The following is a 23,519-nucleotide window of genomic DNA, read 5'->3' as shown; positions in this document are numbered from 1 at the left end:
ATGTCGGCGGCGATCCGCGTGCCGTCCACCAGGGTCACGCCGGTGGCCCGCCCGTCCGTGACGGCGATTCGGGCGACCTCGGCGCGGTAGCGAACCGACCCGCCCTGCCCCGCGATGAGGTCGACCATGCCGTCGACCAGCCGGCCGGTGCCTCCCATGGCGAAGTGGACGCCCCAGCGGCGTTCCAGATGGGCGATCAGGCAGTAGATCGCGCTCGCCCGGAAGGGCGAGCCGCCGATGAGGAGCGGGTGGAAGCTGAAGATCGTGCGCAGGCGCTCGTCGCGGATGTAGCGTGCCACGAGGTCGTAGACCGAGCGGTGGCCGCCGAGCCTGATCAGCGACGGCGTGATCCGCAGCATGTCCCGGATCGACGAGAAGGCGACGTGCCCGAGTTCCTCGAAGCCGAGCCGGCAGATCGCGGCGCTGCGCTCCATGAAGCGCTCGTAGCCCGCCACGTCCTCGGGCGAGAACCGCGCCACCTCGGCCCGCATCGCATCCGGGTCGCCGCTGTAGTCGAAGGTGGCGCCGTCGGGAAAGCGAATGCGGTAGAACGGCAGCATCGGCGTCAGCGTGACGTCGTCCGCCATGCTGCGCCCGCACAGCGCCCACAATTCCTCGAACAGGAACGGCGCCGTCACGATGGTGGGGCCGGCATCGAAGGTGAAGCCGTCCTGCCGGTGTACGCGGGCCCGGCCGCCGGGCTGCTCCAGGCGTTCGAGCACGCTCACCCGGTAACCCCGCGCGCCGAGCCGGATCGCCGCCGCGAGCCCACCGAATCCGCTGCCGATCACCACCGCATGGGGCCGTGGCCGCAGGGGTGTCGCAAGGCTCGGAGAGTCGGCGAGTGTCAACATGAATTGACACTATCCAGGGAAAACGCTTTTGCGCAAGCGCGGAATCGCGGTTGGTCAGCCAGAGATGGCGGGACGGTTCACCCCGTCCTCGACGGCGTTCAGGATGACCTCGGCAACGCGGTCCGGCGCTTCCTCATGCGCGAGGTGGCCGAGGTTGCGCAGCAGGCACACGCGGGCGTTCGGCAACCGGTCTTTCAGGGCGAAAGCGGTCTCTGGCGCGATCGCCTTGTCGTCGCTGCCCACCACCAGCAGCGTCGGCACGGAGAGGCCCGTGATCGCCCGATCGAGGCTGGCGAGGTCCCAGTTCGCCATCATGCCCAGGGCCCCGGCGACGTGGCCGGGGCGGCGGAACAGGCGCCGGTAGAGATCGAGCGACCGGGCGTCGAGGCGCGACCCGGTGCCTCGGATCAGCCGCTCCACCGCCGGGCGGTCCGCCGTCCAGGCGAAGATCCGGGGGGTGATCGGGTTGAGGAAGAGCATCCGGGCGAGGCCCGGGAACAGAACCGAGGCGAGGCCGGGGAACGGCGTCAACGCGCCGTTGAGGGCCACCAGCAGGCGCGGGTTCATGCCGTCGAGGCACAGGCGCACGAGGATTGCGGCCCCGGCGGAATGCCCGACCACGATTTCGGGCTCGATCGCCAACGTCGTGAGAAGCTCGCGGATGGCAGCGGCCATGCCGGGAAGCGAGAGCCGGGCGGCCGGGAGCGGATCGGTGAATCCGTGGCCCGGCAGGTCCGGTGCCACGACCCGGAAACGGGCGGCGAGCAGCGGCGCGAGCCCCGCCCAGGAATGGGTCGCCGCCCCGGTGCCGTGCAGGAGCAGCAACACCGGCGCGTCCGCGGCGCCCATCTCCTGCACGTGCCAGGTCAGGCCGGAGGACGCGACGAAGCGGCTCGCGGTGCGGTTCGGCCAATCGGCGCCGTCGCGCTCCCACAGGGGCCTGTCGCTTGCGCCGCTCATCCTGGACCCTCTATCGCGCCGACCGGATCGCGCTGCTCATGGCCGTGGCATCGGCATAAGGCAGCGGCAGATAGCGCGCGCCCATGGCCTCGGCGAGGTGGCGGGCGGAATCCTGCGGCCGTGCGGCGGTGTCGACGAGGATCGCGCGGATGCCGGCGGCGCGGATCATCTTTGCCGCGTGCAGCGCATCGGCATTCGCCTGGACCCGTCCGGGCGCCCCGGAGCGTGCGACGTTGGCGCGTCCGTCCGTGAGAACCACGAGGGTCGCCGTGCCCCCCGCTTTGGCAGCCGTTCGCGCCAGATCGGCGGCCTTGTCGAGGCCGGAGGCCAAGGGTGTGCCCCCGCCCCCCGGCAGGGCGGAAAGATCGCGCCGCGCCCGCGCCAGGGCGCGCGTCGGCGCCAGGACGATCTCGGCCCCCGTTCCCCGGAAGGCCACGAGGGCGACCTTGTCGCGGCGAACATAGGCCTCGGCGAGGAGCAATTCGACGGCGCCCTTGGCTTCGGCCAGGCGTTCGAGGGCCGCCGACCCGGACGCGTCGACGGCGAAGATCGTGGTGGTCTCGCTGCGTTGGCGGAACCGGGTGATCCGGAAATCCGCCGCCTGCACCCGGATCAGAGGCCCCCCCGGTTCCGCGCCCGCCCGAAGCCGCTGCCAGGGGGCGGCGGCGCGCAAGGTCTCGATGAGGGCGAGGCGGCCTTCCCGGGGATGGCCCGGGCGCGTCCCCGCCGGGCGGCCGGACCGTGGGGCGGAGACCGGAGCCCCGGCCTTGCCGGCCTTCGGGGTGGGCCCACGCGACGCGGTCGCTTCGAGGTGGGCGAGGAGCCCCGCCGGGATCGCCGCCCGGGCGGCCTCCACCACGCTCTCGGCCCCGGCCTCCATGCGGTCGTCCGAGTCCGACGCCACGTCCGCTTCGCTCGGCGCTTCCGCCGGCGCCCGGTCCGGTGGTGTCTCGGCGGTCTCCTCGGTGCTGGGCGGGAGCCGCGTCGCGCGGGGCGCCAGGACGAGCCGGGCCGCCTCGCGGACGTGCTCCCCCGACACCTCGGACCGGCGATCGCAGGCGGCCGCCAGTCGGGCGACGCGCAGGGCCAGAAGCGGGGCGCGCAGGGAGGCAATGCCGAGCGCGGAGGCGGCCGTGCAGAGCTCGGCGGTCGCGTCAGCGATCGGGCGTTCGTCGCCGGTGGCATCGGCTTCGTCGTCCGGCCCAGCGGTGCCGGTCTCGCTCCAGGCGATGTTTGTCAGGTCGAGGCGGAAGGCGAGGCGATCCGCGAGAGCCTCCGGGATGCGTTCGTCGTCGCCCACGCCCTCGTCGAGGAGGATCAGACCGATCCGGGCCGGAGCCGAGGTGGCGAGCCCGTCGCGGGCGACCTGAACCCGGCCGGTGTCGAGGGCACTCGCGAGGCGGGCGGCGGTGCCGGCCGTCAGGCGCTCGGCCATGGGGATGATGAGGACACCGCCATCGGCCTCGGCGAGGAGCCCGGCCTGCGCGACGGGGCGCCCGGCGCTGAGGGTGGCGGCGAGGTCGAGGCCGCCGAGCAGGCGGTCGTCCGGGATGCCGGCGGGCATGCGGCGCAGGACGCGGTCCGGGTCGAGTGCGGCGCGAAGTCCATCGAGCCAGAGGTCGCGCACCGGGCCGGCTCCGGCCCGCACCACCACGCCGCCGCATCCATGCGGGTCGGCCGCCGCGAGCCGGGCCACCCGCAGCGCCAGGGACCAGGCCGGGCTCATCGGGCCAGCACGTCCTCCACGGCCCGGGCGACCCGCGCGGTGGAGCCGGATTCGTCGAGGGGGTTGCGGCGCAGGCGATGGCGCAGGGCCGAGGGCGCGATGCGGGCGAGGTGATCGAGGCTCACGGTCTCGGCACCCTCGTAGGCGGCGAGCGCCCGGGCGGTGCGCATCAGGGTGAGTTCGCCGCGCAGGCCATCGGTGCCGAGCGCCAGGCAGAGCCGGGCGGCCGCCTCCAGGGTGGCGTCGGGAACCGCGAGGCCGGGCAGCCGCGCCCGGGCGTCCGCGAGGGTCTTGCGGATGGCGCGGTCGGCCGCCGCATGGGCGGCGCAGAAGCCGGCGGGGTCGCGCTCGAAAGCGTCGCGGCGGCGTACCACGTCGATACGGGTGGGGAGGTCCGTGGGCGTTGTCACCTCGACGGCGAGGCCGAACCGGTCGAGAAGCTGGGGCCGCAGCTCCCCCTCTTCCGGATTGCCGCTGCCGACGAGGACGAACCGGGCCGGGTGGCGGATGCTCAGGCCCTCGCGCTCAACGGTGTTCACGCCGGAGGCGGCGACGTCGAGGAGCAGGTCGACGAGGTGGTCGTCGAGGAGGTTGACCTCGTCGATGTAGAGGAAGCCGCGATTGGCCCGGGCGAGCAGCCCCGGTTCGAAGGCTTTTTCGCCCCTGGTGAGCGCCCGCTCGAGGTCGAGGGCGCCCACGACCCGGTCCTCGGTGGCGCCGAGCGGCAGGTCCACCACCGGCACGGCGACCTTTTCCGAGCGCAGCACCGCCTGCTCGCGGCAGCGCTCGCAGTGGTCGGCCGGGCGGCCCGGATCGCAGGCATAGGGGCAGCCGACGACGGCTTCCATCGCCGGCAGCAGGGCCGCGAGCCCCCGGATCGCCGTCGACTTGCCGGTGCCGCGATCCCCGAATACCAGCACGCCACCCACGGATGGGTCCACGGCGGCGATGAGGAGCGCCCGGCGCATCTCGTCCTGCCCGACGATGGCGGAGAACGGGAAGGTGGGGGCCGCCGCGTGGGATTTCGGGCCGGGCTGCGGGGCCTTCGAGCGTCCACCGGCGCGGATGACAGGGGGCTTCACGCTCAAGGGGTTGGCGGCGACGGGCTCACCTGACATGGCTTGGGTCGATCCGTTGATCGGCATGGGGCCTCCTCGAACTGTCGGATCGATCACGCCGGCCCGATGGCGCGGGTGGCGCACCCTCTCCCGGACGAAGAGGGCTCGGGTTGCGGTGTGCCGTGTCCGGAGACGCTGCATCCCTCGCCCCGACCTCTCTCGAACCGGCGAGGAGGCGGGGCGGGAATCGCAAGCCTTCTGTCCAGACGCCGACGACGCCTACTCGGCGGCCGCCCGCTGCACGCCCATCCGGCCCCAGATCGCACTGAGCGCCCCGACGAGGTGATCGATGTCGGCATCCGAGTGCAGGGGCGAGGGCGTGATGCGCAGGCGTTCCGTGCCGCGCGGCACGGTGGGATAGTTGATCGGCTGCACGTAGATGCCGAACTCGTCGAGCAGCGTGTCGCTGATCGCCTTGCAGAGGACGGGGTCGTAGACCATCACGGGCACGATGTGGCTGTCGTTGGACAGGTAGGGAATGCCGGCGGCGTCCAGGCGCGCCCGCACGGTGGCCGCCCGCTCCTGATGGCGGGCCCGCTCGGCCCCGCTGGCCTTGAGGTGTCGGATGCTGGCCGCCGCGCCCGCCGCCACGGCGGGCGGCAGCGAGGTGGTGAAGATGAAGCCCGAGGCGAAGCTGCGCACGAAGTCGCAGAGCTTGGCCGAGCCCGTGATGTAGCCGCCGTGGACCCCGAAGGCCTTGCCCAGCGTGCCCTCGATGACGTCGAGGCGGTGGGCGAGCCCGTCGCGCTCCGAGATGCCGCCGCCGCGCGCCCCGTAGAGCCCGACCGCGTGGACCTCGTCGAGATAGGTGAGCGCGCCGTGGGCCTCCGCCACATCGCAGATCTCCGCGATGGGGGCGATATCGCCGTCCATGGAGTAGACCGACTCGAAGGCCACGATCTTCGGGCGGGCCGGGTCGACGAGCCGCAGCTTGCGGTCGAGGTCCTCCGGGTCGTTGTGGCGGAAGATGTGGCGCTCGGCACGCGCGGCCTTGATGCCCTCGATCATCGAGGCATGGTTGCCGGCATCCGAGAAGATGGCGCAGTTGGGCATCTGCGACCCGAGGGTGCCGAGTGCCGCCCAGTTCGAGACGTAGCCGGAGGTGAAGAGGAGCGCGGCTTCCTTGCGGTGCAGGTCGGCCAGTTCCTGCTCCAGCAGCACGTGGTAGTGGTTGGTCCCCGAGATGTTGCGGGTGCCGCCGGCGCCCGCGCCGCAGCGGTCCAGCGCTTCGTGCATGGCGCCGAGGACCGCAGGGTTCTGGCCCATCCCGAGATAATCGTTGGAGCACCAGACCGTCACGGGGCGGGTGCCCTCCGGCGTGTGGTGCGTGGCGTGGGGGAAGCGGCCCGCCTGCCGTTCGAGGTCCGTGAAGACGCGGTAGCGCCCCTCGCGGTGCAGGCCGGCCAAAGCAGAGCCGAAGATCTCTTCGTAGTTCATGCCTGTCCCCTTCCCTCGATGATCGGCGGGTTCTCGTCCCGCTTGTCTGTGCCGCCGCAGGCGCGGCGTCCGGTTGGCCGGTCCGCGGGGGCGGACCGGAATCTCAGCGCCCTTCGGGCTCGGCGACGCGCGGGCCGTCCGCGCAGGCGGAGGCGACCGGCAAGGTCATCGCAGCGGGGCGGGCGATCTTCGGCAGGCTCCACTGCCAGAGCGCGGCCGAGGGCAAGGGCAGCATCAGGAAGCCGTGTTCCAGGGTGGCGAGGGCCATCAACGTCGCCAGGATGCTGAAACCCGCGACCTCGTGGGCGGTCGTTCCATCGCCGAGGGCCGCCACCGTCAGGGCGGCGGTGGCGGCACCAGCCAAAGCCACCGAGACCGGGAAGAGCGGGTTCATCGTCCGCACCCGCAGGTAGCTGCCGAGATAGGCCAGGTGCTCGGGCAGGAACTCGGCATTGAGGTTGCGCACCCCGAGGAACAGGTTGAGCCGGGCCGAGAGGTTCATCCCCCACAGGATCCCGTAGGTCCACAGGGCGAAGTGGTTCGGCTGGCCCCAGGTCAGGGCGACGATCGCGAGGCCACCGGCGACGATGGCCGCCTCGTGCCAGAGGCTGGTGGCGGCCGCCGCCCGGAAGCGCGCGAACCCTTGGGCTCCGGGTGGGCAGCCGAGGGTACGCGGGCCGGAGACGAAGCCCATGTAGTAGCTCATCTCCTGCCAGCCCCAGACGAGGAGGGCCGCCGTGAAGGCCGTATAGGCGCCGGCCACGCTCGCATCCCCGGCCGAGGCGCCGATCGCCCAGAGGGACAGCCCGAGCACCCCCGTGCCCGCGACCATGCTGGCCGCGTGCGTGGCGCGCGGGCGATGGTCGAGGAGCAGGATCACGCCGGTGGAGAACCACCAGACCAGGACCGCATAAAGGGCGGGAAGCGCGTAGGCGGACATCCTACCAGACCGGCTCGAGGCGGATCTCCGCCGGCATCGGATTGTCGAGGGTCGGCAGGGCATAGAGCCGGGCGAAGTTCACCGCCGAGGCGGCGATCCAGGCACCGTGCTTGAGCTTGCCGAGGAGGCCGCCCTGCGACTTGGCGTCGGCGATCCCGATCGAGCAGGCCAGAAGCCGGTCGAGAGCCTGCTTGAAGCGCGGGTTGTCGAGGTCCAGCGTCAGCGGGAACGTCTGCTTCGAGATCTCGGAGGTGATCCGGAAGACCTGGAAGTCGTAATCGCTCGGATCGACGCCGAGCGCCTCGTGGAAGGCCGGGCGGCAATGGTCGCGCACGTACATCGTCGCGAAGACCGCGAGCAGGAAGAACTTGATCCAGTAGCGGTTGAGGCCGGAGGTCAGCTTGGGATTGGCGCGCATCAGCAGGGCGAAGGCCTCGCCGTGACGGAACTCGTCGTTGCACCACTTCTCGAACCACTTGAAGATCGGGTGGAAGCGGCGCTCGGGGTGACGCTCCAATTCCCGGAAGATGGTGATGTAGCGGGCGTAGCCGATCTTCTCGGAGAGGTAGGTGGCGTAGAAGATGAACTTCGGGCGGAAGAAGGTGTACTTCTTCGACCGGGTCAGGAAGCCGAGATCGACGCCGATCCCGAAATCCTTCAGCACGTCGTTGATGAAGCCGGCGTGGCGCGCCTCGTCGCGGCTCATGAAGCCGAACAGCTCGCGGATGTCGGGATTCTTGGCGCGCTTGCGCATCTCGGCGTAGAGCACGCAGCCCGAGAACTCGGCGGTGATGGACGAGACCAGGAAGTCCATGAACTCCTTGCGGAGCGCCGGGTCGAGCCCGGACATGTCGAGGTCGAACTCCTCGTTTCGCGTGAAATGGCGCTTGTTCGGGTCGGCGCGCAATTCCGCGATCAGCTTCGTCCACTCCGCGCGCACGGGCTCGACGTCGGTGCGGTCGAGTTCCTCGAAGTTGGTGGTGTAGAAGCGCGGCGACAGGAACGTCGTCTCGTGCGCGGCCTTCGTCGCCTCGTTGATCGGATGCTTCGGCATCACGGGGGTGGGCTGCTGGATCGCTGCGGTCACAGGCGCCTCCTCTCGGAAAAGCTGACTTCGTAGAGTTCGGTGAGTTCGAGGTGGCCCGCGAGCTTGGTCCAGAGGCGCTCGAGGCGCCCGGCGCGGGTCACGGTGGCGGTCCGGCGCACCACGAGGCGCTCGCCGTAGGGCACCGAGGTCGGGGCGTCGTGGACCTGGACGGCGTCGCCCGGTTCGATCTCGAAGGCGGCGTCGAGGACCACGTGGGCATGCAGGCTCTCGGAGGTCTGCTCGATCTCGACGGTGCAGGGCACGTCGACGCTGCGGCGCCCGCTCAGCCAGGTCATCATCGTGCGGCTCCTCCTGCGCTCATCGCCGTATTGAGTGCCGGTTCGGCGTAAGAGAGCGCGTTCAAACAAGAACCCGGAATCGCGATCGATTGCAACGTGGCCGGGCAAGACTTCAGATCGGGCATCAGGCGGGCGAAGGCGGCGAAGTTCGAGGGGCCGAAGGCGCCGAAATCGACGCTGCGGCCGGTGAGCGCGTCGTCGAGACGCAGCGAGCCGTCGTCGAAGCGCGTCAGGCGGAAGGGCACCTCGCGGGACAGGCCGGCGCGCAGGCGCCCCTGACCGAAGCCCCGCAGGGTGGCGCGGATGAAGTTGTCCTCCCCCGGCTGGACCGTGGCGACGAGGCCGCCGTGCTCGGCGTCCCGCAGGGTGATCGAGCCGTCGGGGGCGTCGTCCACCCGGAACGCCAGGCTCTGAACGGGCCGGGCCGGCTCCATCCGGGTCAGGCCGACCCCCTCGACGCGGCCGAAGGTCACGGCGAGGACGACGAAGCCGAGCAGAAGGCCGATTCCGGCGATCAGGCCCCGGGAGGTGCGTCCGGCGGTGCGCGCGAGCGGGTGCGGGTTCACGGCGGACATCCCCCTAGCTCGCCGTGGCGAGGCGCGGAGCCAGTGCGGCACGCGGGCGCAGCTGGACGGGGCCGGCGGCCTCCTCCGGGAGCTCGCGGTGGGCGGACAGTGCCCGGGCGAGGATCTGCGCGACCTCGCTGCCCTTCGGCACCGAGCGCAGCATCGGCTGGGGCCGGTTCACCTGCCAGGGCCGGGCATGGGGCCAGAGGTGGAGATAGGCGACCCGGTTGCCCGTCCGCAGCCGCAGCGGCAGGTCGGCGCTTCCGTCGGAATAGACACGGCTCTCGGCGGCTTCGACCAGGGCGAAAGGCAGGTTCAGGGTCATCGGCAGGGCGATGCCCACGCGCATCACCACGCGGCGGTTGGTGATGGTGTAGGTGGTGGTGCGGGCCGAGAGCCAGCCGAGGAGCGCGAGGAGCGCCACGGCGCCCGCCCCGATGCCGAGGGTGGGGGCGGCCAGAACCACGGCCTCGCTCCAGTGCCCGTTCACGGCCGGCGGCAGCGCGGCCCAGAGGGCGAGGCCGGAGAACCACAGGCCCACGAGGCGCAGGTGCAGGGCCCGGAAGGCGATGCCGAAGCCGCAGGGCCGGCCCTGCCAGAGGATGTGCTCGCCGGCCGGTAGGGGACCCGGCAGGCCGGGGGCGGCGTCGAAGGCGTTGGCGGGAAGATGCTGCTTGGGGCTCACAGGAAGGCCTCCTGACGGAGCGGGGTGGCGTAGAGGGTGCCGCCACCGAAGAAGGCCATGATCCGCTCCTCCTCGTTGAGGGTGACGGAATCCGGGTCCTTCGTGGTGGGCACGTCTGCGAACTGGTGGGCGAGGAGCGCTTCGCAGGTGACCTTGCGGGTGAAGCGCCCGGTCCGGCAGAAGGTGGCGGGCATCAGCACACGGCGGCCGCCCGCTCCGAGCTCGACCTCGTAGTAGCGCACCATCGACTCGCCCCGGTCGACCCAGAGGTCGCTGACCGTGCCGGCGACCTGCCGGTCGGCGCCGAAGACCGACATGCCGATCGGATTGGGGCCGTCCTCGTGGACGACGAAGTGATCGGCGACCCGCAGGGGCACGATGCGCTTCTCGCGGTCCCAGGTCTCGTCGTGGGTGTCCTCGCGTTCGGCATAGGCGGCGGGGCCGATGGCGTCGTGCAGGCCGTCGGTATCGGGCTCGAGGGGGGCGCCCGGCCAGACCTCGTGCTTGTGGCCGCGATAGTTCCAGGCCGCCTCCGCGCCGAGGCGCGGCGCGTGCTTCACGTGGCCGTTGGAGAGCAGGAACTGCTTGGGCGACGGGATCAGGAACGGGTCGGGCGGCATCGGCCGGCCGCGCGCGGCCTCCGATTCCAGGGGATAGCCCTCGCGGCGGTCCTCGCGGCGCAGGTAGAAGACTAGGCCGGCAAAGAAGATCCAGAACGCGTAGAGAACCACCTGCGCGACATCGACGTAGCCCGTGATTTCACCTTTCGGCATGACCGGTCTCCTTCAGGCTGAGCGGGGCAAGGAATGGGGCAGGCGTGCCCGATCGTCGGCGCGCACGAGCGGGCCGATGGCCAGCAGCGTCGCGAACAACAGCGCGATTTCGAGGTGGTAGACGATGAGGTAGCCCGTGGAGGGCAGGTTCATCGCCTCGCCGAGGATGCCGGACGACGCCAGGTGCGCGCCGAGGTCGCGCAGGATGCCGCTGGCCGCGATGGCGAGCCCGGCGGCACTGGCCTGCACCGCCCCCCAGGCGCCGAGCGCCAGGCCGGTATCCTCGGCCCCGGCCTTGGCCATCGAGGCCGTCAGCGTGCCGTGGGCGAACAGGCCGCCGCCGAGGCCGATCAGGGCGACGCCCGCCGCGAACAGGCGCACGGAATCGAGGGGCGCTGCGAAGATCACCGCCGAGAAGGCCGCGATGCCCACCACCGCGCCGGACGCCGCGACGCGGAAGGGATCCCCGCCCCGGTCGAGCCAGCGCGCGGCCACCAGCAGGCCGATCCCGCCGCCGCCCGCCAGGAGCGCGGTCAGCGCCGTGGTCGCGGCGACGGGCAGGTGCAGGATCTGGCCGCCATAGGGCTCCAGCAGGATGTCCTGCATCGAGAAGGCGGCGGTGCCCAGTCCGGTGGCGACCAGCCGCCGGCGCGCCCGGCCCTTGCCGGCATAGAGCGCCCAGGATTCCGAGAAGGCCGGGCGGGGCAGGTCCCGCGCCGTGCGACCGGGGCTGCGCGGCTCCTGCTTCCACAGGGCGATGCCGTTGAGCACGATGGTGAGGAGGGCCGCGCCCTGGATCACCTTGATCAGGCGCAGCGCCGAGAAGTCGGCGAGCAGCAGCCCGAAGGCGACCGCGCTCACCACCATGCCGGCGAGCAGCATCGCGCAGAGGAGCGCCACGACCCGGGGGCGCGCATGGGCGGGGGCGAGGTCGGTGGCGAGCGCCAAGCCCACCGTCTGCGTCGTGTGGAGGCCGGCGCCCACCATCACGAAGGCGAGGGCCGCCGCCGCGTGGCCTGGCCAGGCCGGCCCGGTGGTGTCGCCCGACAGGATCAGCAGGGCGAAGGGCATGATGGCGAGACCGCCGAACTGCAGCAGCGTGCCGAACCAGATGTAGGGCACCCGGCGCCAGCCGAGCACGGAGCGGTGGGTGTCCGAGCGGAAGCCGACGATGGCGCGGAAGGGCGCGAAGATCAGCGGCAGCGAGAGCATCACGGCAACGATCCAGGCCGGCACCGCCAGTTCGACGATCATCACCCGGTTGAGGGTGCCGATGAGCAGCACCGCCGCCATGCCGACCGTGACCTGGAACAGGCTCAGCCGGAGCAGGCGCCCCATGGGCAGTTCCGCCGTCGCCGCGTCGGCGAAGGGCAGGAGCCCGGGGCCGACGCGCTGGAGGGCACGGGCCATGGAGGCGCCGAGGCGGGTCATGGCGCCCGCCTCAACTCGAAGGCCTGCGAGAGGTAGAACCCGCTGTTGACCCGGTGCGCGCGGCCGATCCGGATCCCGGCCAGGGCCGGGTCCGCCGCCACCCGGCGGCGCAGGTCCGCCTCCCCCACCGGCACGATGGCCGGCGCCCGGTCCCCGCGCGGAAAGGCGCGGCCGGCCATGTGCATCAGGGTGAGGAGCGGGGTGCGGGGCGCCACGGTGAACAGCACCGAAGCGTCGGTGCGGGCGCTCAGCGCCGCCAGGGCCCGGACGATGTCCGGGGTGGCGTAGTGGATCAGCGAATCCATCGCCACGACGTGGTCGAAGCGGCCGAGACCGGGATCGAGCATGTCGCCGACCCGGAATTCGATGCGGCCCGAGGCGGAGGTTGCGGTACGCTCGCGGGCCAGTTCGATCAGGGTGGGCGAGACGTCGATGGCGACGACTTCCGCCCCGCGCCGGGCGGCCTCGAGGCTCAGCGCCCCGGTGCCGCAGCCGGCATCGAGCAGGCGCCTGCCGGTCAGGTCGTCGGGCAGCCAGGACAGCAGGTTCGTCCGCATGGCGTCGCGCCCGGCCCGGACCGTGGCGCGGATCTTCGAGACCGGCGCGTCGGAGGTCAGGCGCGCCCAGGCCTCGACGGCGGTGCGGTCGAAGTAGGTGGTGAGTTGCGAGCGGCGGGCCGCGTAGCTGTGCGAGGTCATGGTTTGGCCCCCGCTCAATCGAAGCCGAGGAATTCGAAGAGATCGCGATCCTTCATGGGGATCGCGTTCAGGGGCTTGCCGCCGGCCCAGAGATGCGCGGCCAGCCGCATGTACTCGGTGGTCACCGCCACGAGTTCCGGCGTCGGCTCCATCTCGAACAGGGTCGACTTCTTCAGGCGCGAGCGCCGGACCACGTCGAGGTCGGGGAAGTGCGCGATGCGCTCCAGGCCGACGGCGGCGTTGAAGCGGTCGATCTCGTCGGTCTTGGCCGAGCGGTTGGCGATGACGCCGCCGAGCCGCACGGGGTAGTTCTTCGCCTTGGCGTGGATGGCCGCGACGATCCGGTTCATGGCGAAGATCGAGTCGAAGTCGTTGGCGGTGACGATGAGGGCCTGGTCGGCGTGCTGGAGCGGCGAGGCGAAGCCCCCGCAGACCACGTCACCGAGCACGTCGAAGATGACGACGTCGGTGTCCTCGAGCAGATGATGCTCCTTCAGGAGCTTCACGGTCTGGCCGACGACGTAGCCGCCGCAGCCCGTGCCCGCCGGCGGGCCGCCGGCCTCGACGCACATGACGCCGTTGTAGCCTTCGGCCACGAAGTCCTCGATGCGCAGCTCCTCGGAGTGGAACTGCACCGCCTCAAGGGCGTCGATGACGGTGGGCGCCAGGCGCTTGGTCAGCGTGAAGGTCGAATCGTGCTTGGGGTCGCAGCCGATCTGCAGTACGCGCTTGCCGAGTTTCGAGAAGGCCACCGACAGGTTCGACGAGGTCGTCGACTTGCCGATGCCGCCCTTGCCGTAGACGGCGAACACCTTGGCGGTGCCGATCTTCAGGTCCGGGTCGAGTTCGACCTGGACGCTGCCTTCGGGCCGGCGCGCGGCGACCGGATTGCGGATGGCGATGTTCATGCGGCGACCCCTGCGGTGATGCCTTCGACGCGGTCTTCCAGTTCCTCCTCGGCGCGGTCGAGCGCGTCGCGCGTCTCCGCGTCGGGGGTCCAGAAGCCGCGCTGGTGCGCCTCGATCAGCCGGTGTGCGACCTTGGCCGAAGCGGTCGGGTTGAGGGCCGCCATGCGCTCGCGCATGGCGGGGTCGAGGACGTAGGTCTCGGTGATGCGCTGGTAGACCCAGGGCGCGACGCCGTTGGTGGTGGCCGACCAGCCCATGGTGTTGGTCAGATGCGCCTCGATCTGGCGCACGCCCTCGTAGCCGTGGCCGAGCATGCCCTCCGTCCATTTCGGGTTGAGCATGCGGGTGCGGGTTTCCAGGGAGACCTGTTCGGTGAGCGAGCGCACCACGCCTTCGCCGCGCGTCTGGTCGCTGATGAAGATCGGCACGGCGGCCCCCCGCGCTTCGGCCACCGCCCGGCCCATGCCGCCGAGGCCGTCGAAGTAATGGTCCACCGAGGTGACGCCGACCTCGACGGAATCGAGGTTCTGGTAGGCGAGCTCCACGGTGGCGAGCACGCTGCCCATCAGCGCCCGCTGGGCGGAGGCCACGCCGTTGCGGCCGTAGGCGAAGGACTTGCGCCGGGCGAAGGTCTCGGAGATCTCGTCGGCCTCCTGCCAGCGACCGGATTCCACGAGCTGGTTGACGTTGGCGCCGTAAGTGCCTTCGGCGTTGGAGAACACCCGCAGGGCTGCGGTCTCCAGGTCGATGCCGTGCTCGGCCTGGAGCGCCAGGGCGTGCTTGCGCACGAAGTTCTGCTCGGAGGGCTCGTCGGCGACGGCGGCGAGGTAGGAGGCTTCCGCCAGGAGCTTGGTCTGCAGCGGCAGCAGGTCGCGGAAGATGCCCGACAGGGTGACGACCACGTCGATGCGGGGGCGCCCGAGGGTCTCCAGGGGAACCAGCGTGGCCCCGCTGAGGCGGCCGTATCCGTCGAAGCGCGGGGCCGCGCCGATGAGCGCCAGCGCCTGGGCGATGGGCCCGCCCTCGCTCTTCAGGTTGTCGGTGCCCCAGAGCACCAGGGCGATGCTCTCGGGCAGCGCCGCGCCCTCGTCGCGGTAGCGGGCGAGGAGGCGCGCCGCCTGGCGGCCGCCGTCGACCATCGCGAAGGCCGAGGGCAGGCGGTAGGGATCGAAGCCGTGCAGGTTGCGGCCCGTCGGCAGGATGTCGGGGTTGCGCAGAAGGTCGCCACCGGCGACGGGTGCGATGAAACGGCCGTCGAGGGCGGCGAGCAGCCCTTCGATCTCGTGGTCCCGTGCCAGCAGGCGGTCCGTGTCGCGCAGCGACGCGAAGGCGGCGCGGTTCGGTTCGGTGGCGGCGAGGCCTGCGGCGTTCAGCGCCGCGTCGAGGGTCGCGCCGGCCACGAGGGCGATGATGCCGGCGCGGTCGGGGACGAGGCCATGGTTCGCCTCCGCGAGGGCGAAGAGGATGTCGATCCGCTCGGCGGGCGGTGTCGCCTCGCCCACGACGTGGAGCCCGTGCGGGATCAGGGTGTGCTCGAGTTCGTGGAGCGCCGCGCCGAGGCGCTGGACGTGGTCGGCGAGGTCCGCGTCCCAGACCGGCTCGGCGGCGACGAGGTCGAGGCCGGCGCCCTGGGCCTGGACGAGTTCGGCGAGATCGCGGCGCTCGGCCACCGCCTCCGGCTCCAGGCCCCGCCAGCGCTCGATGGAGGCCTTCAAGTCGATCAGCCCGCGGTAGAGCCCGGCCTGGGCCAGGCTCGGGGTGAGGTAGCTGACCAGGGTCGCGGCGGAGCGCCGCTTGGCGATCATGCCCTCGGAGGGGTTGTTGGCGGCGTAGAGGTAGATGTGGGGCAGCGAACCGATCAGGCGCTCGGGCCAGCAGGCGCCGGACAGGCCGGTCTGCTTGCCGGGCATGAATTCCAGCGCCCCGTGGGTGCCGAAATGCAGGACCGCGTCGGCGCGGAAATCCTCGCGCAGGTAGCGGTAGAAGGCTGAGAAGGCGTGGGTCGGGGCAAAGCCGCGCTCGAACAGCAGCCGCATCGGGTCGCCCTCGTAGCCGAAGCCCGGCTGGACGCCGACGAAGACGTTGCCGAACTGGGCGCCCAGGACGAAGATCTGCGAGCCGTTGCTGTTCTGGCGGCCCGGGGCCGGGCCCCACTGGGCCTCGATTTCGGCGAGATGCCGCTCGCGCCGGACATGATCGTCGGCGGCGATGCGATGATGCACGTTGGCCGGCGTCCCGAAGCGGGTGGCGTTCCCCGCGAGCACCGCCTCGCGCAGGGCGTCGACGCTGTCGGGCAGCTCCACCACGTAGCCCTCGGCCTTCAGGGCCTTCAGGGTGTTGTGCAGGGACTGGTAGACCGACAGGAAGGCGGCCGTGCCGATGCTGCCGGCATTGGGCGGGAAGCCGAACAGGACCACGGCGATCCGGCGCTCGGCGCGGGCCTTGCGCCGGAGGGTCACGAGGCGCTCGATCCGGGCGGCGAGCATGTCGGCGCGCTCGGGGTGCACGACCATGTCGCGGGCGCTGGCGCCGAGCGAGCGGCTGGAGCGCCCGCCGAAGACCATCGGGGACGTGGCGCCGTCGAGTTCGGGAATCGCCACCATCATGGTGGCTTCCACCGGCGAGAGACCTCGGTCGGACGCCTCCCACTGCTCCAGCGTCTGGAATTCCAGGGCGTGGGCGGCGAGATACGGCACGTCGAGTTCGCAGAGCAGCGCCTGCGCCCCGGCGGCGTCGTTGTAGGCAGGGCCGCCGACGAGGGAGAAGCCGGTGAGCGAGACCAGCGCGTCGATGGTCGGGCGCCCGTTGCTGCGGAAGAACGCGTCCACGGCCGGGCGGTTGTCGAGGCCGCTGGCGAAGGCCGGCACCACGCTCAGGCCGCGCGCCTCCAGGGCGGCGATGACGCCGTCGTAATGGGCGGTGTTTCCGGCGAGCACGTAGGAGCGCATCACGAGGAGGCCGACGCGGCCCTTCACGGGGCCCTTCGGCACCGGCATCCGGCCCGCATCCTCGCCGATCCGGCCCGCCATGCGCGGATGGTAGAGGCCGGTCTCGGGGTAGCTCAGGGGCGCGGGGGCGGCCGCGATCCGGCGCCAGCCCTCGCGCGGGCCGGCGGCGTAGCGCCCGACCAGGAAGCGCACGAGGTTGGCGATGTTCTCGTCGGAGCCCGAGAGCCAGTATTGCAGGGTGAGGAAGTAGGCCCGCACGTCCTGGGCAGAGCCCGGGATGAAGCGCAGGATCTTGGGCAGCTTGCGGATCATCGCCATCTGGCGGGCGCCGTTGCCCTGGGCCCCGGGCTTGCCGCGCAGTTTCTTCAGGAAATCGAGGGCGCCGCGTTTGGTGCCGTCCATGTTGAAGCGGTCGAGGCGGGTGGTCCGCACCACCTCGCTCGCCGAAAGGCAGCCGATCATCGCATCGCAATGTGGCCGCCGCGCCAGCAGGGCCGGCAGGATCGCCCGGACGTGCTCGTCCATGAACAGCATCGTGGAGATCACGATGTCGGCGCGGGCGATGTCGTCCTTGCAATCCTGGAGTGCCGCCGGGTCCGTGTCCCAGGCCGCGGCGGCGTGGAAGTCGAGGACGAGGCCCGGCATGTCCTGGGCGAGGCGCTGGCGGGCGCGCTCGAGCGCGCTCGCCACGTGATTGTCCATCGTCACGAGGACGACCCGGAGCGCCGGGCGCTCAGCGACCGAAATGCGCTTTAGCATCGTACAGGGTCTCGACGGTGATGAGCGGCAGGGCACGTTCCCGTGCGAAGCGCTCGGTGTTCGCGCGGGCCTTGCCCCGCACGAAGAACGGGATCTTCTTCAGTTCCTTCTCGGCGTCGGTCGCCCAGGTCAGGAGGATGGGTTCGGCCTGGGCCGCGGGCGCCTCCACGACGACGGGCGCCGGATCGACACCGTGCCGGGGCAGGTGCGAGGGGGCGGCCCCGCCGTGGAACTCGGCATCCTCGCGGAACATGCCGAGCAGATGCTCCTCCAGGCCCATCATCAGCGGATGGACCCAGGTGTCGAAGATCACGTTGGCGCCCTCGAAGCCCATCTGGGGCGAGTGGCGCGCGGGAAAATCCTGGACGTGGATCGGCGCCGAGATCACCGCGCAGGGCAGGCCCATGCGCTTGGCGATGTGGCGCTCCATCTGCGTGCCGAGCACGAGGTCCGGCTGCGCCGCCTGGATCGCGGCCTCGACGTCGAGGTAGTCGTCGGTGATCGTCGCCTCGATGCCGTGCAAAGCCGCCTCGGCCCGGACCTCGCGGGCGAACTCGCGGGTGTAGGTGCCAAGCCCGACCACCCGGAACCCGAGTTCGGCGGCGGCGATCCGGGCGGCGGCGAGCGCGTGGGTGGCGTCCCCGAAGATGAACACGCGCTTGTCGGTGAGGTAGGTCGAATCGACCGAGCGCGAATACCAGGGCAGTCGCGAGGGCGCGCCGGCCAGCACCGGGGCCGGATCGACGCCGGCGAGCGCCGCCACCTCTTCGACGAACCGGATCGTGGCGCGCACCCCGATCGGCACCGTTTCGACCATCGGCTGGCCGAAGGTCTTCTGCAGGTGGAGCGCCGCGGCGCGCGCGATCTCGGGGTAGAGCACCACGTTGAAATCCGCCGCGCCGAGGCGTCCGAGATCGGCCGGCGCGGCGCCCAGCGGCGCCACCACGTTCACGTCGATGCCGAGCGCCGCGATGATCCGGGTGATTTCGATGAGGTCGTCGCGGTGGCGGAATCCCAGGGCCGTGGGGCCTAGGATGTTGCAGATCGGGCGCCGCTCTGTGCGCAACGCCCTGTCACCTCCGGCGAGAGCCCGGACCAGCCGGTAGAAGGTCTCCGAGGCGCCCCAGTTCTCCTTCTTCTGGTAGGCCGGCAGCTCAAGCGGGATGACCGGGATCGGCAGATCGAGGGCGCGGGCGAGACCGCCGGGATCGTCCTGGATCAGCTCGGCGGTGCAGGACGCGCCCACGATCATCGCCTCGGGCCGGAAGCGCTCGTAGGCCTCGGCCACGGCATTCTGGAAGATCGCGGCGGTATCCGCGCCGAGGTCGCGGGCCTGGAAGGTGGTGTAGGTCACCGGCGGGCGGGCATCCCGCCGCTCGATCATGGTGAAGAGCAGATCCGCGTAGGTGTCGCCCTGGGGGGCGTGCAGCACGTAGTGCAGCCCGCGCATGGCGGTGGCGATGCGCATCGCGCCGATATGGGGTGGTCCCTCGTAGGTCCAGAGCGTGAGCTGCATCGCCTCAGACCTCCAGCCGGGCGCGGCGCTTCAGCGGACGCGCGAAGAGTTCGGCGAGGTCGCCGGCCTGGTCGTACCCTTGGATCGGCGTGAACAGCAGTTCGATCGACCATTTGGTCGCCAAGCCCTCCGCCTCGAGCGGGTTGGCGAGGCCGAGGCCACAGATCGTCAGGTCGGGCCGGGCCGCCCGGCAGCGGTCCATCTGCGCATCGAGGTTCTGGCCCTCGACCACCTGGGTTCCGGCGGGCAGCAGCGCCAGTTCCGGCGCATGGTGCTGGCGGTGTAGGTAGGGCGTGCCGACCTCGATGAGTTCGGCCCCCATCTCGCGCGACAGGAAGCGGGCCAGCGGCAGTTCGAGCTGCGAATCGGGGAAGAAGAACACCCGCTTGGCCGCGAGGCGCTCGCGGTAGAGATCGAGGGCAACGGCGGCGCGGGCACGCCCTGGGGCCGTGACGCGAGCGAAATGGTCCGGCCTCACGCCGAAGGCCTCGGCTGCGGCTTCGAGCCAGCCGGTGGTGCCTTCGGCACCGAGGGGAAACGGCGCGGCGATCCGCGTGGCGCCCCTCGCCTCCAGGACGCGCGCGGTCTCGGCGAGGAACGGCTGGGCGAGGAGCATGCGGGTGTTGGCGCCGACCGCCGGCAAGGCTCCGGCCCGTCGCGCCGGCAGGAAGGCGACGTCGGCGATCCCGAGCTCCGAGAAGAGACGGGCGAACTGGTCCTCGACCACGTCCGCCAGGGCGCCGACCACGAGGAGCGACGGCGGGGCACCCTCGGCGGCGCGCGGCATCTCCGGCACGAGCGAAGCAAGGCAGGCATCCTCCCCTTGCGTGAACGTCGTCTCGATGCCGCTGCCCGAGTAGCTCAGCACCCGAACTTCGGGGTGGAACGAACGCGAGAGGCGCTGGGCCGCCCGCGGAAGATCGAGCTTGATCACCTCCGACGGGCAGGAGCCGACGAGGAACAGGAGGCGGATGTCCGGGCGCCGCTCGATCAGGCGGCGCACGACCCGGTCGAGTTCCTCGTTGGCATCGACGAGACCCGCGAGGTCGCGCTCGTCGAGGATCGCCGTGGCAAAGCGCGGCTCGGCGAAGATCATCACCCCGGCGGCCGACTGGATGAGGTGCGCACAGGTGCGCGACCCGACGACGAGGAAGAACGCGTCCTGGATCTTGCGGTGGAGCCAGACGATGCCGGTGAGCCCGCAGAACACCGCCCGCTGCCCGCGCTCCTGGCGGATGTCGCAACCCGTCCCCAGGCTTGGAAGTGGTGCGTGGGCGTTCATCGCGCGGCCTCCGCGACGAGGCCGGCATGTGGAGCCTGGAGGCGGGCGGTGCGCAGCTTGAAGATGAACTGCGCGGCGTTGATGGCGTAGGAGGCGTAGGCCGTGAGCGCCAGGACCATCAGGCCCGTGATGTCGAGGGCGCCGGTCGCCAGTGCTAGGAGATAGGCGCTGTGCAGGGCCAGCACCAGCATGCTGACCATGTCCTCCCAATAGAAGGCCGGCGCGAACAGATAGCGGCCGAAGACGACCTTCTCCCAAATCGAGCCCGTGATCATGATCGCGTAGAGCAGCGCCGTCTTGGCCACGACCGACGCGTTGGCTGCCGCGGCACCCTCGCCGGTGGCGAGGGCTCGCAGCACCAGGCCGAGGCTGATGGCGAATACGAGGAATTGAAGTGGGGCGAGAATGCCCTGAACGATCGTCCAGGGGGTGGCGTCGCGGCGCGCACGCTCGGCGGCATCGTAGAGCGGTCGTATCGGCCTCTCCGCTCTCCGCAACATATGGTCCGCCCCCTTTTTTTCGAGCCGTTCCGACCGGGTCGGAGAAGCGCGTTGGGGGGAGGTTAGGAACCCGATCCAGGAGTGTCAAGCCAGCTTTACGTCAAAAGGTTTTTACACAGCGAATGCAAAATAGTTATAAGGCGGGTGTTGATTCATTAGTTTTCAGGCGTATCGTGCCGCTTGTTTTCGACGCCGGCAAAGCCGTCTCTCCCGCGCATCAAGTCTAGTCAGGGTGCATCGCGAGAATACCCGGAATTCGACCTACAAGATCGAACCGCTTGTCACGCCGTCAGCAACATTGGAGAGGGACCAATGGATGATGTGAGGCAGTTCGGCGATTGCTTGCGCTATGAGCCCACCAGCCAGGATCTGATCGATTTCCGAGGTTTCGGAATCGGCGACCGGCTCGCCGAGTTCACCCGGAGCTTGCGCCTGCAGGAAGATCTGGCTCGGGTCGTGGAAGCCGAGGTGATCCCGCGCCTGATGTTGGCGCATCGCTCGGAGTCGACCCAGCCGGAATGTAATATCCTACCGGACGCCGATCAGATCGCGGTGTTCGCGGCGTTGATGCTCGCGCCGGCCGGTGACGATCTCGATCTTCGTCTCGCCGAGCTCCTGGCCACCGGTCTCGCCCCCGACAGCCTCCTTCTCGATCTTCTGGCCCCGACCGCGCGCCATCTCGGTGCCCTCTGGGAGGAGGATCTCTGCGATTTCGTGGAGGTTACGCGGGCCATGGGGCGCCTGCAGCGGATCATGCGCGAGATCACGCAACGATTCGGCGGCGCGCCGGCACAGCCTCGCGACCCACGCAGCATCTTTTTGCTGCCCTGCCCGGGCGAAACCCACAGCTTCGGTCTCGCCATGGTCGACCGATTCTTTCGGGACGCCGGATGGAACGTGACCTGTACCGTTTCGCAGCCGGACGATCCGTTGGCGCAGGTCCGGACCGACTGGTTCGACGTGGTCGGCCTGTCCCTCGCCTGCGAGGTTTTGCTGCCCAAGCTTGCCGAGACCATCACGGCGCTGCGGCGGCATTCGCACAATCCCGCCATTCGTGTCATGGTCGGCGGACCGGCCTTCGTGCTCAACCCCGATGCCGTCCGGCAGGTCGGCGCCGATGCCAGCGCCGGTGATGCCAAGCAGGCTCTGCACATCGCCGAAACCCTGCTTGATCTGCAGGCCGGAGCCTGCTGAAAGACAGACCGGTCGGAAGGTCCGTCCAACCAAGAAGGCCTATTCCGATCTCATATTCCCGCCCGACCACATCAAGACGTGGTGACCTGTGACCAGCCTGACGCTTCCTGCCACGAGCCAAGCACTCGCGGCGCTCCAGATGTCGCTCGGCCCTCTCGACGCGCAGGCGGCCGGGTTGCTGATTGCCGCCGCGACGGACCTGTCCCTGGTCATCGATGGCGAGGGCGTGATCCGGGACGCGACCTTTGGCAGTTCGGATCTGGCCGGCGAAGGCTGCGAGACGTGGCTCGGTCGCCCCTGGGTCGAGACGGTGACGGTCGAGAGCCGGCCGAAGATCGCCTCGCTGCTCAAGGATGCCGCCCCCGGTGCCGTAACGCGCTGGCGCCAGGTCAACCACATCTCACCCACCGGCATCGATCTTCCCGTGCGCTATGCCGCCATGCGGCTCGCCAAGGATGGGCAGATCCTGGTGCTGGGCCGCAATCTGCGGGCCATGGCCTCCCTTCAGCGCAGTCTGGCCGAGACGCAGCAGGCGCTCGAGCGCGATTACCTGCGTATGCGTGGCGCCGAGACGCGCTATCGCCTCCTGTTCCAGCTCGGCTCCGAGCCCGTTCTGGTGGTGGATGCGGGTACTCGCCGCGTGACGGAGGTCAATCCTGCGGCCGCACGCCTGATCGGGCGGGCCGACAAGCGGATCGTCGGGCAGGACGCCGTCGAGTTGTTCGATGCCTCCAGCCTGCGCGACCTCGAATCGCTCTTCGCGGGCCTGCGCGTCACCGGGCAGGCCACCGACCTCGATGCCAGCCTCGGGCATGGGCGCGGTCTGGTCCGGGTCGCAGCCTCGTTGTTTCGCCAGGAGAACGCCACCAGCGTGCTCCTGCGCCTCGCACCCGCCCAGGCGGTCGCGGCGGAGGCCGGCCCGGTGCGTGCCGGGGCTCTCGATGTGATCCGGAGCCTGCCCGAGGGATTCGTCGTCACGGATCCGAGCCGGCGCATTCTGACGGCCAACCCCGCGTTTCTCGATCTCGTGCAACTTGCCACCGAGGAGCAGGTCCGCGGCCAGCGCCTCGACCAGTGGCTGGGCCGCGAGGAATCCGAGGCCACGGCCTTGTACGCGACGCTGGCCCAACATGGATCGGTGCGCCACTTCCCCACGCATGTCCGGGGTGCCTATGGTGGGATCGAGGAGGTCGAGGTCGCGGCCGTCTCGGCCCTGACGGCCAGCCAGCCCTGCCTTGGTTTCACCCTGCGTGCTACGCCGCGCCGGGCCGTGACCGTCTCGGGGGGACGCGAACTGCCCCGCTCCGTCGAGCAGATGACGGAACTCGTCGGTCGCGTCTCGATGAAGAATCTCGTTCGCGAATCGACCGACCTGATCGAACGCCTCTGCATCGAGGCGGCCCTGCGCATCACGCGGGACAATCGGGCTTCGGCGGCCGAAATGCTCGGTCTGAGCCGACAGGGCCTCTACGCGAAGATGCGCCGCTACGGCATCGGCGATCTCGACGCCCCAGACGATATCGCGTGACATCGGACGTCCCGCCGTCGGGCGATGGGCCGTTGAGCGGCCGCCATCACGCAAGTCTGATGTAAATCAAACTTGACACTCTGCGGCGTTAAACTAGCGTTGCGGTCATGGCAACGCCCGCACCCAGCGCCCTCGTCGAGCTCCTGAAGCCGATCACATGGTTCGCGCCGATGTGGGCGTTCCTGTGCGGCGTGGTGTCCTCGGGGTCCTCGCTCGGATCGAACTGGCTCCTCGTGATCGGCGGCATCGTCCTGTGCGGACCCTGCGTCTGCGCGACGAGCCAGGCCGCGAACGACTGGTTCGATCGCCA

The 23,519-nt window shown here is 70.7% G+C and carries 20 protein-coding genes and 1 pseudogene; 3 read left to right on the top strand and 18 right to left on the bottom strand.

What is annotated here, in order from left to right; translation table 11 throughout:
• The 18 genes from crtI to bchF form a co-directional block, all read right to left on the bottom strand.
• The coding region (gene crtI, locus JWQ05_RS17320) for a phytoene desaturase family protein (RefSeq protein ID WP_299660935.1) at positions 1-854 on the bottom strand (854 nt) is incomplete at its 3' end.
• A 54-nt stretch (positions 855-908) separates the two neighbouring features.
• Entirely contained in the window at positions 909-1,814 is a 906-nt protein-coding gene (bchO, locus tag JWQ05_RS17315) for an alpha/beta fold hydrolase BchO (protein ID WP_299660933.1), read from the bottom strand.
• A gap of 10 nt (positions 1,815-1,824) precedes the next feature.
• On the bottom strand, positions 1,825-3,540 hold the full coding sequence (locus JWQ05_RS17310) for a magnesium chelatase subunit D (protein WP_299660931.1): 1,716 nt from the start codon (positions 3,538-3,540) through the stop codon (positions 1,825-1,827).
• The gene (gene bchI, locus JWQ05_RS17305; protein WP_299660928.1) at positions 3,537-4,658 is read right to left on the bottom strand and encodes a magnesium chelatase ATPase subunit I; all 1,122 of its coding nucleotides are present in this window, start codon (positions 4,656-4,658) and stop codon (positions 3,537-3,539) included. The genes JWQ05_RS17310 and bchI overlap by 4 nt, the downstream gene beginning before the upstream one ends.
• A 219-nt stretch (positions 4,659-4,877) precedes the next feature.
• Positions 4,878-6,095, bottom strand: a complete 1,218-nt coding sequence (gene hemA, locus JWQ05_RS17300) for a 5-aminolevulinate synthase (RefSeq protein ID WP_299660925.1) — start codon at positions 6,093-6,095, stop codon at positions 4,878-4,880.
• Between the two features lie 103 nt (positions 6,096-6,198).
• Positions 6,199-7,035 carry a putative photosynthetic complex assembly protein PuhE gene (gene puhE, locus JWQ05_RS17295; RefSeq protein ID WP_299660922.1) on the bottom strand — a complete coding sequence of 279 codons (837 nt, stop codon included), beginning with the start codon at positions 7,033-7,035 and terminating at the stop codon, positions 6,199-6,201.
• Between the two features lies 1 nt (position 7,036).
• The gene (gene acsF / locus JWQ05_RS17290) at positions 7,037-8,089 is read right to left on the bottom strand and encodes a magnesium-protoporphyrin IX monomethyl ester (oxidative) cyclase (protein WP_299660944.1); all 1,053 of its coding nucleotides are present in this window, start codon (positions 8,087-8,089) and stop codon (positions 7,037-7,039) included.
• A 29-nt stretch (positions 8,090-8,118) separates the two neighbouring features.
• The gene (locus tag JWQ05_RS17285; RefSeq protein WP_299660942.1) at positions 8,119-8,418 is read right to left on the bottom strand and encodes a hypothetical protein; all 300 of its coding nucleotides are present in this window, start codon (positions 8,416-8,418) and stop codon (positions 8,119-8,121) included.
• On the bottom strand, positions 8,418-8,996 hold the full coding sequence (gene puhC / locus JWQ05_RS17280) for a photosynthetic complex assembly protein PuhC (protein ID WP_299660919.1): 579 nt from the start codon (positions 8,994-8,996) through the stop codon (positions 8,418-8,420). Before puhC ends, JWQ05_RS17285 begins: the two co-directional genes overlap by 1 nt.
• A 4-nt stretch (positions 8,997-9,000) precedes the next feature.
• Positions 9,001-9,672, bottom strand: coding sequence for a photosynthetic complex putative assembly protein PuhB (gene puhB, locus JWQ05_RS17275; protein ID WP_299660917.1), 672 nt, complete (start codon positions 9,670-9,672; stop codon positions 9,001-9,003).
• On the bottom strand, positions 9,669-10,445 hold the full coding sequence (gene puhA, locus JWQ05_RS17270) for a photosynthetic reaction center subunit H (protein ID WP_299660914.1): 777 nt from the start codon (positions 10,443-10,445) through the stop codon (positions 9,669-9,671). The genes puhB and puhA overlap by 4 nt, the downstream gene beginning before the upstream one ends.
• Positions 10,446-10,457: 12 nt before the next feature.
• Entirely contained in the window at positions 10,458-11,876 is a 1,419-nt protein-coding gene (locus JWQ05_RS17265; protein WP_299660911.1) for an MFS transporter, read from the bottom strand.
• Positions 11,873-12,574 (bottom strand): magnesium protoporphyrin IX methyltransferase, encoded by a 702-nt coding sequence (gene bchM, locus JWQ05_RS17260; protein WP_299660908.1) that lies wholly within the window; start codon positions 12,572-12,574, stop codon positions 11,873-11,875. Before bchM ends, JWQ05_RS17265 begins: the two co-directional genes overlap by 4 nt.
• 14 nt (positions 12,575-12,588) lie before the next feature.
• Entirely contained in the window at positions 12,589-13,482 is an 894-nt protein-coding gene (bchL, locus tag JWQ05_RS17255) for a ferredoxin:protochlorophyllide reductase (ATP-dependent) iron-sulfur ATP-binding protein (protein WP_299660905.1), read from the bottom strand.
• Positions 13,479-17,189, bottom strand: coding sequence for a magnesium chelatase subunit H (locus JWQ05_RS17250; RefSeq protein WP_299660902.1), 3,711 nt, complete (start codon positions 17,187-17,189; stop codon positions 13,479-13,481). Before JWQ05_RS17250 ends, bchL begins: the two co-directional genes overlap by 4 nt.
• Positions 17,164-18,705: a ferredoxin:protochlorophyllide reductase (ATP-dependent) subunit B gene (gene bchB / locus JWQ05_RS17245; protein WP_299660899.1), complete on the bottom strand. Its 1,542-nt coding sequence runs from the start codon at positions 18,703-18,705 to the stop codon at positions 17,164-17,166. Before bchB ends, JWQ05_RS17250 begins: the two co-directional genes overlap by 26 nt.
• A 4-nt stretch (positions 18,706-18,709) precedes the next feature.
• Positions 18,710-19,987: a ferredoxin:protochlorophyllide reductase (ATP-dependent) subunit N gene (locus tag JWQ05_RS17240; RefSeq protein WP_299660896.1), complete on the bottom strand. Its 1,278-nt coding sequence runs from the start codon at positions 19,985-19,987 to the stop codon at positions 18,710-18,712.
• Positions 19,984-20,484: a 2-vinyl bacteriochlorophyllide hydratase gene (gene bchF, locus JWQ05_RS17235; protein ID WP_299660939.1), complete on the bottom strand. Its 501-nt coding sequence runs from the start codon at positions 20,482-20,484 to the stop codon at positions 19,984-19,986. Before bchF ends, JWQ05_RS17240 begins: the two co-directional genes overlap by 4 nt.
• A 183-nt stretch (positions 20,485-20,667) precedes the next feature.
• On the opposite strand from bchF, the gene JWQ05_RS17230 reads away from it, so the two are divergent.
• The 3 genes and pseudogenes from JWQ05_RS17230 to JWQ05_RS17220 form a co-directional block, all read left to right on the top strand.
• Positions 20,668-21,681, top strand: coding sequence for a cobalamin-dependent protein (locus tag JWQ05_RS17230; protein WP_299660893.1), 1,014 nt, complete (start codon positions 20,668-20,670; stop codon positions 21,679-21,681).
• 139 nt (positions 21,682-21,820) lie between these two features.
• Positions 21,821-23,209 (top strand): transcriptional regulator PpsR, encoded by a 1,389-nt coding sequence (gene ppsR / locus JWQ05_RS17225; RefSeq protein ID WP_299660938.1) that lies wholly within the window; start codon positions 21,821-21,823, stop codon positions 23,207-23,209.
• Positions 23,210-23,316: 107 nt separating this feature from the next.
• Positions 23,317-23,519 (top strand): annotated as a pseudogene (locus tag JWQ05_RS17220) (bacteriochlorophyll/chlorophyll a synthase); the annotation flags it as partial.

Origin of the sequence: Methylobacterium sp., assembly GCF_028290105.1 — a bacterium.
Lineage (GTDB): Bacteria > Pseudomonadota > Alphaproteobacteria > Rhizobiales > Beijerinckiaceae > Methylobacterium.
The sequence above is the reverse complement of the archived record's forward strand: the minus strand, read 5'-3'. Positions and strand labels throughout refer to the sequence as shown.

Excerpts from the sequence above, each read along its gene's own strand:
- bchO (WP_299660933.1), bottom strand. The coding sequence starts at position 1,814 with ATGAGCGGCGCAAGCGACAGGCCCCTGTGGGAGCGCGACGGCGCCGAT.
- JWQ05_RS17310 (WP_299660931.1), bottom strand. The coding sequence starts at position 3,540 with ATGAGCCCGGCCTGGTCCCTGGCGCTGCGGGTGGCCCGGCTCGCGGCG.
- bchI (WP_299660928.1), bottom strand. The coding sequence starts at position 4,658 with ATGTCAGGTGAGCCCGTCGCCGCCAACCCCTTGAGCGTGAAGCCCCCT.
- hemA (WP_299660925.1), bottom strand. The coding sequence starts at position 6,095 with ATGAACTACGAAGAGATCTTCGGCTCTGCTTTGGCCGGCCTGCACCGC.
- puhE (WP_299660922.1), bottom strand. The coding sequence starts at position 7,035 with ATGTCCGCCTACGCGCTTCCCGCCCTTTATGCGGTCCTGGTCTGGTGG.
- acsF (WP_299660944.1), bottom strand. The coding sequence starts at position 8,089 with ATGCCGAAGCATCCGATCAACGAGGCGACGAAGGCCGCGCACGAGACG.
- JWQ05_RS17285 (WP_299660942.1), bottom strand. The coding sequence starts at position 8,418 with ATGACCTGGCTGAGCGGGCGCCGCAGCGTCGACGTGCCCTGCACCGTC.
- puhC (WP_299660919.1), bottom strand. The coding sequence starts at position 8,996 with ATGTCCGCCGTGAACCCGCACCCGCTCGCGCGCACCGCCGGACGCACC.
- puhA (WP_299660914.1), bottom strand. The coding sequence starts at position 10,445 with ATGCCGAAAGGTGAAATCACGGGCTACGTCGATGTCGCGCAGGTGGTT.
- JWQ05_RS17265 (WP_299660911.1), bottom strand. The coding sequence starts at position 11,876 with ATGACCCGCCTCGGCGCCTCCATGGCCCGTGCCCTCCAGCGCGTCGGC.
- bchM (WP_299660908.1), bottom strand. The coding sequence starts at position 12,574 with ATGACCTCGCACAGCTACGCGGCCCGCCGCTCGCAACTCACCACCTAC.
- bchL (WP_299660905.1), bottom strand. The coding sequence starts at position 13,482 with ATGAACATCGCCATCCGCAATCCGGTCGCCGCGCGCCGGCCCGAAGGC.
- JWQ05_RS17250 (WP_299660902.1), bottom strand. The coding sequence starts at position 17,189 with ATGCTAAAGCGCATTTCGGTCGCTGAGCGCCCGGCGCTCCGGGTCGTC.
- bchB (WP_299660899.1), bottom strand. The coding sequence starts at position 18,705 with ATGCAGCTCACGCTCTGGACCTACGAGGGACCACCCCATATCGGCGCG.
- JWQ05_RS17240 (WP_299660896.1), bottom strand. The coding sequence starts at position 19,987 with ATGAACGCCCACGCACCACTTCCAAGCCTGGGGACGGGTTGCGACATC.
- ppsR (WP_299660938.1), top strand. The coding sequence starts at position 21,821 with ATGTCGCTCGGCCCTCTCGACGCGCAGGCGGCCGGGTTGCTGATTGCC.